The sequence below is a fragment of the Enterococcus canis NBRC 100695 genome (genome assembly GCF_001544375.1).
GTDB classification, from domain to species: Bacteria; Bacillota; Bacilli; order Lactobacillales; family Enterococcaceae; genus Enterococcus_H; species Enterococcus_H canis.
On the sequence record NZ_BCQJ01000004.1, the window covers coordinates 125,765 to 140,590 of the forward strand.

Here is a 14,826-nt window from a genome sequence, read left to right on the forward strand (position 1 = left end):
ATGTATAAAATAAGCCTAAAGCCCATTGTTACTAGGGATTTAGGCTTATTTTAGTTGCGCTCTTTCTAAGAAAAGTCTACAATGCAACAAAAGGTGGTATTTACATGCGAACAACATTACAACAAGCCCAACGAATCGTTGTCAAAGTGGGCACTAGTACATTGATTTATCCAAATGGGGCCATCAATTTAAAAGCGATTGACCAATTGGCCTTTATTTTGAGCGATCTGCAAAACCAGGGAAAAGAAGTCCTATTAGTTTCTTCCGGAGCCATCGGCGTGGGCCTCAACAAACTGATGTTGACAGAACGTCCAACTACGATTCCCGAACAACAAGCAGTAGCCGCGGTAGGTCAAGCCGAGCTGATGAATATCTACAATCAGCGCTTTGCCGTTTACGGTCAAAAAATGGCACAAGTCTTGCTGACACGTGATGTACCAGCATTTCCAGAAAGCCGCAAAAATGTTATCAATACCTTAGAGCAGTTATTACAGATGGGGCTTGTCCCCATTATCAATGAAAACGACACGGTGGCAGTCGAAGAACTAGATCACGCCACTAAATTTGGCGATAACGATCAACTATCCGCCATCGTCAGCCAGTTAGTCCAAGCGGACCTGCTGATTATGCTATCAGACATAGATGGTTTCTTTTCAGCCAATCCTCACGTTGATCCCGAGGCCACCCTGTTTTCAGAAATAACAACCATTACTGAAACTCATTACCAAATTGCCGGTGGTCGCGGTAGCCGCTTTGGGACTGGCGGAATGACCAGCAAGCTGAAAGCAGCTGAACGGATTTTGCAGCAGCAACAGCAAATGGTCCTAGCTAATGGGCACGATCCCGCGATTATTACTCAAATTTTAGCCGGCGAACCTATTGGCACTTTATTTTCCGCAAATTAGCAGGGAGGTTCAATCATGACAAATTTACAACAACTGGGGCAGCAAGCACAAACAGCCGCCCGCAGTCTAGCACTCTTAAGTACTCAAACAAAAAACCACGTATTACAACAAATGACGCAAAAACTACGTCAAAATCAGCAAATGATTTTAACCGCCAATCAGCGAGACTTAGACCAAGCGCAAGCAAATGGGGTCAAAGAAACAATGTTGGACCGCTTACGTCTGACCGCTGAGCGGATCGAAGCGATGGCGCAAGGACTTGAACAAGTAGCCGCTTTACCAGATCCAATTGGTGAAGTAGACAAAATGTGGCGTAACGAGGACGGTCTGCAAATCGGCAAACAACATGTTCCTTTAGGGGTCGTTGGCATGATTTATGAATCTCGGCCCAACGTGACAACCGACGCCGCTAGTTTATGTTTCAAGACGGGGAATGCGGTGATTTTACGTGGCGGCAAAGAGGCTTTTCATTCCAATCAAGCCTTAGTTACCTTATTGCAAGACTGCTTGCGGGAGGCTGAGCTAGACCCCGCTGCCATTCAGTTTATTGATGACCCTTCCCGTGAAACAGCGCAAGCCTTTATGCGCCTGAATGGTTATCTCGATGTTTTGATTCCTCGCGGGGGGGCCGGCCTGATTAAAACTGTGGTGGCGACGGCGACCGTTCCCGTGATTGAAACCGGCACCGGCAACTGCCATATTTATGTCGATGACGCTGCCCAATTGGCGATGGCCACGCGCATCATCGTCAATGCTAAAACACAACGTCCTTCTGTCTGCAACGCCGCTGAGACTTTGGTGATTCACGAGGCCGTCGCCGCTGAATTCTTACCTGTGATTGAAGCCGCATTGGCGCCTTTCAACGTCGAGTTACGCGCTGATGAACGAGCCATCACTTATTTGCAGCAAGCTGTACCGGCAACGGAAGCTGACTGGGGTACTGAGTTTTTAGATTACATTTTAGCGGTCAAAGTCGTGGCTTCCCTTGATGAAGCAATTGCCCATATCAATCACTACAATACAAAACATTCAGAGGCGATCATCACCGACAATTATTTCCACGCGCAACGCTTTTTAAACGAAATCGATGCGGCGGCAGTTTATGTGAATGCTTCAACGCGTTTCACAGATGGTTTTGTTTTTGGCTTTGGTGCTGAAATTGGTATCAGTACGCAAAAATTACATGCTAGAGGACCTATGGGTCTAGAAGCACTGACTTCCACCAAATATATTATTTACGGCGAAGGTCAGATTCGTCAGTAAAGGAGACGCACATGAAAAGAGACGGACATACCCATACGGAATATTGCCCCCATGGTAGTGGTGAGCCGGTAGAACTGCTGATTCAAAAAGCGATTCAACAAGGCTTCACGCAATATAGTATTACCGAGCATATGCCTTTACCTGAAGGGCTCGTTCAATTTGGCAGCCCTGATGCTGTATGGCAAACAGCGGCGATGGCAATGCAGGATGTCGATCATTATTTTCAAGCAATGCAACGGCTTCAAAAAAAATATGCCGCTGATATCCAGTTAGAAATTGGCTTTGAAGTCGATTACTTACCAGGCTATGAGGATTGGACGCGTGACTTTCTGAATGAATATGGGCCCTTGCTTAGTGATGGGGTGCTGTCAGTTCACTTTGTAGCAGGTGCGGGCGGCTTACGAGGGGTAGATTATGACGCCAAAGAATGGCGTGAAGGGGTAGTTACCCCCCTAGGCAGTTATCAAGCTGCTCAAAAACGCTACTTCGAGACGGTTCGCGCGTCACTTTTGGCGGATTTAGGACCTTTTAAACCAACACGCTTAGGGCACATCACTCTTTGCGAAAAATTCCAACAAGAATTTACAGATACTAAGCGGGATGCTGCCACTAATCAATTGCTGGAAACTCTCTTAGACGAAATCCAAGCAGCAGGCTATGAATTAGATCTGAATACGGCTGGTTTTGACAAACCGGCTTATCGTCAAAGCTATCCTTCAACCGATATTTTGCTCTTAGCCCAAGCACGAAAAATTCCATTGGTCTACGGCTCTGATAGTCATGGGCTGGCAGATATCGGCCGCCACTATGATTGGGCGCAGACTTGGCTTTAAATGAATCGACAAAAAAAGCGGAGAGATTTCTCCGCTTTTTTTGCCCTAAAGGTATATGTGCTCTTGCTAAGCAAGAAGAAAATATGTCGTAGCTTGTGAACACAATATAAAGGACTGCGTTATTTTTTACAATTGTTTCTGCTATATTTTCCCTGGCTGTGAGAAGAAATTTACAGTTCTTTCACATTTTTTTATTCTAACGAGCGTTATTGCTCAATTTTTAACAAGCCCTCAGTTAATCCCTGGTTGGATCTCAAATTCTGCGGTGCACCACAAGGATGGATTGAGCAGATAGAGACGATCCAAATGACCGTGACTTTCGCGAATCGTTGTTTCGATGCGGTAATGCTCACCTGCTTTTAAATCATAATGCGGAATCCGGTCATCGCGTACATGATCCGACCAAGTCCCACTGGGTTCAAAGACACTGTGGGTCAGTCGCAAGCGCCCCTGCTTGATATACAAATCATAAACCACTAGACCTTTACGGCTGGGTAAATCATATTCATACGCTCCTTGAAGTTACCCTTTTAAAAGAATTCGTCGTTTTTCTGTCCCCATACTACTCGCCACGCTTCATTTCTAAATTGCCATGCACCACTTTTTGTAGCCCATAGATTGACAGTTGCCGGTTGACGATATGAGCAAAGCTCGACACGATAAAAAAGTAGGGTAAGTAAGCAAAGCCAAAAACTTCAGCCCCAATAAAAAGCGGTGCTAAAAAAGTATTAGTGGCACCCCCGAACACACTCGCATAGCCTAACGCTGCTACTAAAGGTAGTGGCAAACCAACCAGCGGCGCAATCGCTGCCCCTAGTGTCGCACCAATGGCAAAAAGCGGCGTCACTTCCCCACCTTGATAACCAGCTGCCAAAGTTAAAACGGTCAGCGCAAGCTTCAAAAGCCAGTCCCATTCATAAATCGTCCCAGTAAAACTAGCACTGATTAAATTTGTGCCTAAGCCGCTGTAACGTCCCTGCCCCAACAAGAGTAATAGCACGCTTAGCACGGCACCAACGACTGCGATTCGAAGCAATGGATTCGCTAATTTTTGCGTTAGCCAGGTCTTGAGTTGTTTTAAAGAGTGCGCAAACAGTTTTCCCACTATGCCAAAAAGGAGACCTAAGCCGACTAATTTACCCATTGTAGCTAAATCTAATACCACTGCTCCTTGTAACGGAAAAGTGAATTTTTCCAAACCTAAGGCATGGGAAACGTTGCTGGCAGTAAAAGCTGCTACTACTGCTGGCAGCAATGCTTGATAATGAAGAAAGCCCACCACCAGTACTTCCATTGCAAAAAAGATCGCCGCGATTGGTGTTTGGAACAAGCCAGCAAAGCCCGCCGCCATACCGGCCACTAAAAAAATCGTTTTGCCGTTTTTCAAGGTAATAGGCAGTTGTCGTTCAAACCAGTTACCAAAAGTAGCGCCTATTTGCACAGCTACTCCTTCGCGCCCAGCGCTGCCACCAAATAGATGCGTTAGCCATGTCCCTAGAATAACCAAAGGAATCAAGCGTTTGGGAATCACTTCTTCCTCCCCATGCCCGACTTCAAAAACGAGGTTCATCCCTTTAGCGGCCTCTCCGCCAACCCGCTGATACATATAAACGATTCCTACACCAACTAGCGCCAAAAAAGGGAGCAATAGCCAAACATGGCTCATTCGGAAATCCGTAATAGCCAACAAAACGCGTCCAAAGAGGGCATCCACACTCCCTACTACCGCGCCAATCACCAAACCAGCCCCACTTAACCATCCAAAAATCTTCACTTTTTCCATTTGCTGTCGCATTCCGTCACTTCTCCTTCTAAATTATAATAATTATAAATAAAAAAAGCCGACAACTTCTGTTTAAAAAACAGAAGTCATCAGCTTTGTAAGCAGTTTAGGTATGAACCAAGGGAGAACCTCATTCCCTGTCCTAGAGTATAGCTGAAACTGGTAAAAATTGTCAATTCATTTTCAGAAATTTTCACTTATAAAGAAACAACTAACCAACTTCTTTTCAAACAAGAAAAGTCTTGAAATTTCTAAGACTTTCAAGGTAGAATTCTCCCCTTTTAGGTCCTTTATGCTAAACTATGAGAGAATCCAACAATTGTGAGGTTGCTTTTATGATACGTAATTTTTTAAAGAAAGAACGCCTATATATGGCACTAAGCTTTTTTATTCCTTTGGTGATCTTAGCGGGTATTTATTTAAGTATCGGAATCTATCCCGGTAGCGATCGCAGCATTTTAGCCAGTGATGCTTTTTCACAGTTCTCCAATTTCCATGCCAGCTTTCATAATATGCTCCACGGAAAGCAGAGTCTGTTTTATTCTTGGAATGCTTCGCTAGGACTCAACTATCTCGCGTTGATTTCTTACTATTTAGGGGGACTGTTCACACCTCTAGTCTTCTTTTTTAGTAATCAGTTGATGCCAGACGCCTTATATGTACTTACCTTACTGAAAGTAGGCAGTGCCGGGCTAGCCTTTTGGTTCTACGCACGGCATACGTTTAAGATTCCTAAATTAGGGCATGTAACATTAAGTGTTTGTTACGCCTTAATGTCCTTTGTCATTGCCCATTCTGAGATCATTATGTGGCTCGATACTTTCGTTTACCTGCCGCTTATTATTTGGGGTATCGACCGTATCTTGACCCAACGGAAACCAACGCTGTTGTTTGTCAGCTACTTACTCTTGTTTTTATCCAGCTTTTATATGGGCTTCATGGTAGGTGTCTTCTCCTTTTTATACTTCTTTTTAAAGGTCGCAGTTCGTTTCAAAGAAACGATACGTCAGGTTCCTATGTACTTGATTACTTCGCTTTTAGCCGGCGGCGCCTCCATGATTATCATTTTGCCCGCGGTTTTAGATTTGCGCACCAATGGTGAAGAGCTGACGAAAATCACCACACTGAAAACAGCTGCTACTTCTTTTTGGGACATTATTATGAAAAATATGGTAGCGGTCTATGATACCACTAAATATGGTTCGATTCCGTTTATCTACGTTGGGCTCTTACCGCTAGTCCTTTGTGTCTTCTTTTTCGTACAACGTCGTATTAATTGGCGCGATAAATTGGTTACGGCACTTTTATTCGGCATCCTAATCGCTAGTTTTTATCTAACACCGCTAAATCTATTTTGGCACGGAATGCACGCACCCAACATGTTTCTCTTCCGTTATAGCTTTTTGTTCTCCTTCCTAGTAGTCATGACTGCCGGCTATGGTTGGCAAAGCTATCAGCGCAAAGATCTATTAACCCTGTCATCGACAATTTTGCTGATTATGGCCGCTTTTGCTCTAGCTATTGGCACGATTCCTAAGAATAGCTATGATTACATTGACAGTTTCTCTATGATTCTGACTTTTGTCTTTTTAGCCCTTTACCTTGCTAGCTTTGTCTGCTACCAATTGCAGAAGTTACCTTTAAAGCAGTTGGCATTGGTACTGCTGCTCATCGTGAGCGCTGAGGCTATCGTCAACACGAATGGCATGGTCCATGGGATTTTAGACGATTGGAACTACGCTTCTCGCAGTCTTTACACCGATCCTTATCCAGATATCAAAAAACTGGTCGATCAACGAGATCCCGCCTTCTCTCGTTTAGAAAATCTCGATCCTGTTTCTGCTAACGATGGCTTTAACTACGGTTATAGCGGTATCAGTATGTTTTCTTCTATTCGGAACCGCAATTCCTCTGGCTATTTGAATGAACTGGGTTTTCGTTCACGGGGAACTAACTTAAATATCCGTTACCCTAATAACACGTTGCCAATGGACAGTCTTTTCGGTGTCCGTTATAACATCAGCAAAAGTAATCCGCAGAAGTTTGGCTTTACCGAAATCGCGGCCGCTGGTGATTATCACTTATATGAAAATCAATATGCACTACCCTTAGCCTTTACGGTACCAGAAACAGTCTATGATGCGAAAGCACTAGACACTGACAATTTAGGCTCACAGACCGATCTTTTGAATCATCTGACCGGTACTACTAGAGAGTATTATCAATTTGCGACTCCACAAGTAACGGGTAAAGAAAATACCGAAATCGTCACGACGGGCAATCAAGTCACCTATAAGGAACAAGCGGCTAATAAAGCCAAAGAAATCACTTGGGAAGTTCACGTGCCCAAAGATACTCAAGCTTATCTTAGCCTTTTCCCAACTAATTTCAACGAGTTGGAAAGTTCCACAGTGACCATCACGGTAAATGGTATCGCGACTAAGTCCCAAATCAACATTACTGGTCAATATTACAACCTTGGCAGCTATGATACCGACACTACTGTCACCTTTACCGCTAGTTTTTATGGCACTAGCCAAGTCAGCTTTGTTGAACCAAAAGTTTTATTGTTGAATTTAAATGACTATACTGCAACGATGCAGCAATTACAGCAACAAGCAGCTGACTTGCAGGTCGCCGGTCGCAAAGCAGAAGGCAGTGTAACTTTAGCTGAAGATGGAGTATTATTCACAACGATCCCTTATGATAAAGGTTGGCGTGCCTATGTTGATGGCCAAGAGGTTGCCATCAAAGATTTCGAAGGTGCTCTCGTAACTTTACCGCTAACCAAGGGTACGCATGAAGTCCGCTTTGTCTTTCTACCACAGGGCTTTACCTTAGGCGCGCTACTTTTCGTGCTTTGTCTAGCTCTCTTCATTTTCTATCAATGGTGGCTACGTCGTAAAGCCACTACCCAAATAGAAGTATAATAAAACGCCCAGCTCCGCATTTACTGCGTGACTGGGCGTTTTATTAGTCGTCGAAACCGTTATTGGTTGCCACTTGTTTGAACCATTCGCCACTCTTCTTGATAGTAGCAGCGCCATCATTGGCTAAATCAATTGAGATAAAGCCATAGCGGTTTTTGTAAGCATTCAGCCAAGACCAGTTATCCATGCAAGTCCACATGTGATACCCTAACACGTTACAGCCTTCGCTTAAAGCTTGGTGAACATATTTCAGGTGATCTTTGACAAATTCGATTCGGTAGCCATCTTGGATCTGACCTTCTTCCAGGAAGCGGCCTTCCCCTTCGACACCCATCCCATTTTCCGAGATAAAGCAACGAATATTGCCATAGTTTTCTTTGATGTTAATCAAGGAATCATAAATTCCTTTTTCATAGATTTCCCAGCCGCGGTAAGGGTTCATCTTCCGTTCAGGCCATTCATAAAAGTCAAAATAATCTGTTGGAAACGGCTGCGGACCTTTCGGTGTTTCTTTAGCTTTTACGCGGCGTGGTTGGTAATAGTTGATGCCTAAAAGATCAATCGTATTGTCTTGGATGATGGCCAAGTCTGCTTCATTTAACGTTTTTGGCAGCATATCTAAGTCTTTAAGGATTGTCACCAATTCCTCTGGGAAAGTCCCTAAAATAGCTGGATCCAAGAAAGAACGATTGAAGAAAGCATCTGCGATTTGTGACGCTTTAACGTCTGCTGGATTTTTGGCATCACGAGGATAGCTTGGAGTCAAATTCAAAATAATGCCGATTTCACCCGATAAGCCCAACTTGCGATACGCAGCAATAGCTTTCGCGCTGGCTAACGCTTCGTGATAACCAACTAACGCAGCGCGCTTCATATCAACCACTTGCGGATAATGGAATTCGCCTAGATAGCCGGCCTCCACTGGCACAATCGGCTCATTCATGGTAAACCATTTTTTCACGCGGTCGCCGAATAACTCGAAACAAACTTCGGCGTAGCGGGCAAAAGCCGTGACCACGTCATAGTTTTCCCAGCCGCCTTGCTCTTGCAAAGGCCACGGCATATCAAAATGATACAAGTTCATAAAGGGCTCAATTCCATTAGCCAGCATTTCGTCAATTAACTTATTGTAATAGTCTACCGCTGTTTGATTGACTTCGCCTACGCCATCGGGAATCAGACGACTCCATTGAATGCTATGCCGGTAAGAATTATGACCGGTTGCTTTCATTTGTTGGATGTACTCTGGATAACGAGTATAAAATTGTGACACTTTAGCAGGTCCTACTTGATCGAAAAATAGTTCTGGGGCTTCCTTAAACCAGTGGTCCCAGACGTTTTCGCCTTTACCATCACCTGGAATGACACCCTCCGTTTGTGGGCCGCTAGCGGCGGAACCCCACCAAAAATCGGCTGGAAATTGATACTTCATTTACGCTTCCTCCTGCAATACTTCATCTAAATTTTGTAAGAAGTGGGCAATATCCTCTTCGGTAATGACTAACGGCGGCTGCATAGCTAACACATTGCGCATCTCACCATTTTTCCCGACTAAGATCCCGCGGTCCTTCATCTTTTCCAAGACACGGTCAGTCAAATCGGCCGCTGGTTTGCCCTCTTTGATTAATTCTACCCCTTGCATTAAGCCAAGTCCACGGATATCCGCCATTACTGGGTGTTTTTTTTGCAAACGCTCTAAACCAGTACGTAACAGTTTGCCTAATGTCGTTGCCCGCTGACATAAATCAGCACTAGCAATATAATCCAGTACCGCTAAGCCGGCTGCTGCTGAAACGGGATTGCCCCCTAGCGTCGATGCCGACGGCCGGGTAAAGCTAGCCGCGATCTCGTCGGTGGTGATGTAAGCCCCAATTGGCTGACCATTGCCTAAGGCCTTAGCCATCGTTAAAATATCCGGTTCAATTCCAAAATGCTCAATCGCAAACATCTTACCTGTCCGCGCAAAGCCGGTTTGGACTTCATCTACAATCAATAAAATTTCGTGTTCTTCCAGTAAGGCTTTCAATTTTTTAAAGTAATGCGGTGTTGGCGTAATAATGCCGCCGTTTCCTTGAATCGGCTCCAGGATCATGGCTGCTACCCGTGAGGTTCTCCGGGCTAAGATTCGCGCAACATCGGCAACACATTGGTCTTCAAAAGCTTCTTGACTCAGGCCTTCCCCATCGCGGAAATAATACGGATTACGGGCAAAATGAATGCCACCATTAGGGACATCTGTCGTCCGCCACATACCGATTCCTGTCAAGCTCATGGTTAATTGGGTGCGGCCATGCAACCCCAAGTCTAAAGCGATAAATTCATGTTTTCCGGTATGGAGGCTTGCTGCCAGCAAAGCCCCTTCGTTAGCTTCCGTGCCCGAATTGACAAAAAAGGTCCGCTTTAATTTACCCGGCGTCACCTCAGCTAATTTTTCAGCTAAATTAACGCCATTTTCTGTTAAGTAAATATTGCAGACATGCTGCAGCTGTTGCAGCTGCTGAATCATGGGTTCGATAATGGCTGGATTACTATGGCCACAATTCATCACCGAAACTCCCGCAAAAAAGTCCAAGTATTGCTTACCAGTAGAATCAAATAAATATTGCATCTCGCCACGAACGAACTCCGGCGGATTTTGATAAAAGTGGTTCACACAAGGGACAAAATAAGCTTGCTTTTTGGCTAATACGCCCTCTGGTCCTAGATAACTCATAAGTTCCTCCTTAATAGACAAGTGTTTGTAAACTTTGGGGATTGTCTAAAATCTTGGTCAATTCCGCCACCCACGCCATTCGTTCCGGAATCGTAGCAGCTGGTTGTCGGGCAAAACGATCATAGCTTACCAAAAGTGCCGTCAATTGCGCGGGCTCATATTCCTTAGCCTCAATACGCAAGATGACATCACTGCCACTTAATTCTGGTGCTAGCGCGACATAATTGAAATCTTTCGTAGGTAGCAGATGATTTTTACCATACTGATCTTCACGAATTTTTCGCACATAGCCGCGGGCATCCCGCAGATCCAAGTTGCCGTTTTGACCATCTTGCCAATCAGCACCCGTCCGTTGACTCTCCGCCAAACGGAAACGGTGTTCCATATACATTAATGTTGGACTGCCTTGCACGATCATTTCCGTTGGCAAGGGCATTTTCACTAAATCTTTTAACTGTTCCCCAGGCGCTTCAATCGAATACGTGACACTAGTTAAGCCCTGTTGTTGATAAAACAACGCGCTTTGGGCATTATTAACATTTAAGCCATAGTCACCCCGCAGCTCGAGGCCGCTTGTTTGATACCGATTGATTTCACCAATGTTATGGCATAATAACCCGGTCACTCCTAGCACTGCTAGCTCGTGCACTAAACAATCTAACCGCTCTAATTGCGCCTTAGTCGTCATACGTGGTAGTCCATAAAAGACTGGAACCCCTTGACTCTTCGCCAGCTCAGTAATCCGGCGAATCGCAGCTTTGGTGAAAGGCTCATTTGGGGCCAATACTTCTCCTGAAAGATAAAGGCTGTCTAACGGAGTTGCTAAGGCTGCCAACGCTTGCTCTTCATTATCCACCAGCACCCGTATACGTGGTGTTTTGGAGGTAACTTGCCAGTCTTCCAACAGTTTTGCGACTCGTTTTGCTTTGATCTCAGGCTCCGCTTGTGGATGTGAAAAAACGCGCGGTTCACGCTTACCATCCAAAGCGATATTATTGATTCCAGGGACGTGTAAGGCATAAGCCGTTGATAGATCCCGCACCCGATTCTCTTCGAGATACTGAGATTGCTGTTGATCCAAACGGTAGCCAGTGGGATCCGCTAAAAAGCGGTCGATTGCTTCCCCGTACAAGTTGATGACCTTAATCAAGTATTCTGAACTGCGCATCCGTCCTTCGATTTTATAGGAATTGATTCCCGATAAAATCAATTCTGGAATATGCTGATAAAGAGACATATCTTTGACCGCCATGGGATAATACGGCTCCTCTTCCCCTTCATAAGCCCAACGGCAAGGCTTCATGCACAAGCCGCGGTTCCCACTTTTACCAAAGAAGACGCCGCTGGCATAACACTGGGCTCCGTGAGCAATACACATATCTCCATGGATAAAATATTCATACTCCATTTCTGGGAAGGTCTCCACAAACTCATGGACTTGCGTTAAACTGGCTTCCCTAGATACAACACACCGTGTGACGCCTAATTTTTTGGCAGCCGCGATCATTTCCTCATTATGGGTATTGGCCATAATACTTAAATGCAGCTCCAAATCAAGGCCCAAATCACGAATCAGCTTTACAGCCCCAAAATCTTGAATGATTAAGGCATCCACTTCCACCTCTGCTAAAAAGCGTAAAAAGCTTTCCGCGGCAGCTAGTTCTGCATCCGTCATCATGTTATTGAAGGTCACATAGACTTTTTTATCTAAATCATGGGCGATTTTGACCGCTTGCGCGATTTCCTCGTTAGTCAAGTTGTGTTGCGGATTGTGCATCCGCATATTGAACTGCTTACCACCTAGATAAACGGCATCCGCTGCACTTTTGATTACCTGCTGAAAATCTGCAAAGGTGCCGGCAGGTGCTAATAATTCGATTGGGCGTCCGTTAAATTCACGCATCCAATCAGCTCCTTTCCCATTTCATGGCATACCAGCCAATGGCGTCGATTAGCAAGAACAAAATCAGGCCCATTAAGCTTAAGAGGATGATGGCACCATACATTGATGGATAGTCCAGTCTTAACCAAGCATCCATGATGTAGTAACCCATCCCGTATTCTGTTCCATAGTTTTCTGTGAAAAAATAAAATCGAAATCGCCGTTCCTAGTGAGATACGACTCGTGCTCAGCACCGCATACATAGTGGCCGGTAACGTGATTCGGCGGAATAACTGCCAGCGGCTAGCGCCGATACATTGGTAAATATCATAATAGTGATCGGGAATATTGCGCACGGCATCCCGGACGGCTAACACCACCTGCGGAAAGACAATTAAGACGATCATAATAATCTTAGAGGCATCACCTAAACCAAATAACAGCATCACAATCGGCAAGAGCGCCATCTTAGGAATCGGATAAGTCAAATACAAGATGGGATCAAATAATAAATTGAATCGTTGCACGCGTCCCATCAAAAGACCTAAGGCTACCCCTAACAGCAGCGCGATACCCATCCCAGCAAAGACCCGTCCCAAGCTGACTAAAAGATGTAGCTCGATTTGATTTTGCAGCAGATTAGGGAAATTTTCATACACTAAAATAGGATTAGGTAAAACCGTCTGGTTCATCAAAACGCTAGCTAACCACCAAACAACATGGATCACGATCGTTGCTAAAATCAGACCTAAAAAGCGTTTACTGAGTCGGTTCGTCATCTTGATAGATCTCCTTTCGCAAACGGTTGACCCATTCAAAGAATTCTGGGTCTTGGCGTCTAGCTTGTGTATCAAAAGTCGGTTCGCCTAGCGGATTATCCAAGACTTGCGTCACGCGGCCATGTTGGCCATTCATAATAATGATGCGGTGACCTAGCAAGAGGGCCTCTTCGATATCGTGGGTAATAAACAGCGTCGTCTGCGGATGCTCTGACCAAATCGTCAAAAAGAGCTTCTGGAGTTTTTCGCGAGTAAAGGCATCTAAGGCTGAAAATGGCTCATCCATTAGTAAAAAGTCTCCCGCAATCGCAAACGCTCGGGCCAAGGAAACGCGTTGTTGCTGGCCGCCACTCATGGCTTTGGGATAGGCGTGCATCACTTGTGTTAAGTTCATTTTTTCAAAAATATCCTGGACCACCGCGGCTTCTGCGCCAGTCACTTTATGACCGTTACGAATCTCCAAGCTAGCTGTCACGGTTTTCCAAGCTGTTTCCCAAGGAAGCAAGCCGTAATTTTGCGGCACAAGACCAATGACCTGGGCTTTAGGATCATATGGTCGACCTTGATAGCTGACGTTTCCCCCTGTATAAGGAAGCAACCCTGCTACTAAATTCAGCAGGGTTGACTTACCAGTGCCAGAGGGGCCGATAATCGTATAGATTTTTTCCGGCTCAAAATCCAGATTAACGTCTTTAATCAGGGGTTTGTCGCCGACAGCCACACTAACTTGTTCCAGTGAAAGATTATTTGAAGTTGACATCGCTTAAAACATCGCTTGGTTTCAAATCTTTTTTCAATAAGCCCACTTCTGTTGCCCAAGCAAATGCTGATTCTACATCGGCATCTGTTGCTTGGGTTGCTTCTGTATACGCTGGAATTTCAATTTGGTCTTTCAATGTTTCTGGGAAGCCGATTTCTTTAATGAATAAATCAATATAATCATCTTTATCATGGGTTTTGATGTATTCCACTGCTTCATTGTAAGCAGCGTACATACCGCGGATAGCCTCTGCCTTCGCATCGATGGTTTCTTGTTTCATGCCCATAACAAATGGGTTGATTCCTACATCAACAGTTGATTGCAACACTCGTAGACCGTCAGCTTTCCCCATAGTAACAAAGGGTTCTGGTAAAATTGCAGCAGCCGCTTGTTTGTTTTTCAACAACTCTAGGCGTGTTGGTACTTGCGGTACTTCTTGTACTTTGACATCTTTCATAGTCAAGCCCGCATCCGTTAGCATTTTATTAACAGAATATTCCGTACCGGTATTTTTAGAAAGAATCACGGTTTTGCCTTTTAAATCTTTAACAGACTGGACACTGTCGTCCCCGGTCAACAAGTCAAACTGACCAAAGGTAGTCCCTGTGATTTTTACATCCATGCCGCCTTGTTGATAGATGGCAATCGCAACTAAGTCCGTGCTAACGCCGTCAACTTTATCTGCTTGAAAGGCCGCATCACGGTCTTTCGCTGCTTTGAAGGTTTCCAATTTGATATCCACACCATGAGCTTTATCAAAGCCTTTTTCATGAGCTAAAACCAAAGGAATATTATCCGTTGAGGGCATAACACCTAACGTCAAAGTAACCGGCTGTCCATTGCCGCTCGCTTCTGTCGTGCTATCAGTTGAAGCCGCGCCGTTACCACCGCCGCAGGCTGCTAAAGTTAAGCCTAATCCTAAAATACCTAAACTTGCTAAAATCTTTTTCATTTGAAACTTCCCTTCTCTAATCCTTA

The 14,826-nt window shown here is 44.8% G+C and carries 12 protein-coding genes and 1 riboswitch; of the genes, 4 read left to right on the forward strand and 8 right to left on the reverse strand.

The annotated features are described in order from the left end of the window. Nucleotides 1-104 precede the first annotated feature (104 nt). From proB to hisJ, 3 genes are read left to right on the forward strand one after another with little or no spacing between them, the layout of a single operon-like run. Nucleotides 105-905, forward strand: coding sequence for a glutamate 5-kinase (gene proB, locus ECA01S_RS07635; protein WP_067393507.1), 801 nt, complete (start codon nt 105-107; stop codon nt 903-905). 15 nt (nt 906-920) lie between these two features. Beyond that, nucleotides 921-2,168, forward strand: a complete 1,248-nt coding sequence (locus tag ECA01S_RS07640; protein ID WP_067393510.1) for a glutamate-5-semialdehyde dehydrogenase — start codon at nt 921-923, stop codon at nt 2,166-2,168. A gap of 11 nt (nt 2,169-2,179) precedes the next feature. Next, nucleotides 2,180-3,001, forward strand: coding sequence for a histidinol-phosphatase HisJ (gene hisJ / locus ECA01S_RS07645; protein ID WP_067393513.1), 822 nt, complete (start codon nt 2,180-2,182; stop codon nt 2,999-3,001). Nucleotides 3,002-3,232: 231 nt separating this feature from the next. Here hisJ and ECA01S_RS07650 read toward each other — a convergent pair whose 3' ends face one another. Continuing rightward, complete coding sequence (locus ECA01S_RS07650; RefSeq protein ID WP_067393516.1) at nt 3,233-3,478, reverse strand: hypothetical protein; 246 nt, start codon at nt 3,476-3,478, stop codon at nt 3,233-3,235. An 85-nt stretch (nt 3,479-3,563) separates the two neighbouring features. After that, on the reverse strand, nt 3,564-4,796 hold the full coding sequence (locus ECA01S_RS07655) for a chloride channel protein (protein WP_067393519.1): 1,233 nt from the start codon (nt 4,794-4,796) through the stop codon (nt 3,564-3,566). 61 nt (nt 4,797-4,857) lie between these two features. Continuing rightward, a riboswitch (Fluoride riboswitch) is annotated at nt 4,858-4,931 on the reverse strand. A gap of 188 nt (nt 4,932-5,119) precedes the next feature. Here ECA01S_RS07655 and ECA01S_RS07660 point away from each other — a divergent pair. Beyond that, on the forward strand, nt 5,120-7,714 hold the full coding sequence (locus tag ECA01S_RS07660; protein ID WP_067393522.1) for a YfhO family protein: 2,595 nt from the start codon (nt 5,120-5,122) through the stop codon (nt 7,712-7,714). Nucleotides 7,715-7,757: 43 nt separating this feature from the next. Here the strand turns inward: ECA01S_RS07660 and gmuD are convergent, their stop codons facing one another. From gmuD to ECA01S_RS07690, 6 genes are read right to left on the reverse strand one after another with little or no spacing between them, the layout of a single operon-like run. Continuing rightward, complete coding sequence (gene gmuD / locus ECA01S_RS07665; protein WP_067393525.1) at nt 7,758-9,146, reverse strand: 6-phospho-beta-glucosidase GmuD; 1,389 nt, start codon at nt 9,144-9,146, stop codon at nt 7,758-7,760. Next, nucleotides 9,147-10,427: an aspartate aminotransferase family protein gene (locus ECA01S_RS07670; protein ID WP_067393528.1), complete on the reverse strand. Its 1,281-nt coding sequence runs from the start codon at nt 10,425-10,427 to the stop codon at nt 9,147-9,149. Between the two features lie 10 nt (nt 10,428-10,437). Continuing rightward, nucleotides 10,438-12,330, reverse strand: coding sequence for a U32 family peptidase (locus ECA01S_RS07675; protein WP_067393531.1), 1,893 nt, complete (start codon nt 12,328-12,330; stop codon nt 10,438-10,440). Then, complete coding sequence (locus ECA01S_RS07680; RefSeq protein WP_245631206.1) at nt 12,294-13,088, reverse strand: ABC transporter permease; 795 nt, start codon at nt 13,086-13,088, stop codon at nt 12,294-12,296. Before ECA01S_RS07680 ends, ECA01S_RS07675 begins: the two co-directional genes overlap by 37 nt. Beyond that, nucleotides 13,069-13,848: an ABC transporter ATP-binding protein gene (locus tag ECA01S_RS07685; protein WP_067393535.1), complete on the reverse strand. Its 780-nt coding sequence runs from the start codon at nt 13,846-13,848 to the stop codon at nt 13,069-13,071. The genes ECA01S_RS07680 and ECA01S_RS07685 overlap by 20 nt, the downstream gene beginning before the upstream one ends. Further along, the gene (locus ECA01S_RS07690) at nt 13,832-14,800 is read right to left on the reverse strand and encodes an ABC transporter substrate-binding protein (protein ID WP_067393538.1); all 969 of its coding nucleotides are present in this window, start codon (nt 14,798-14,800) and stop codon (nt 13,832-13,834) included. The genes ECA01S_RS07685 and ECA01S_RS07690 overlap by 17 nt, the downstream gene beginning before the upstream one ends. Nucleotides 14,801-14,826: the final 26 nt, after the last annotated feature.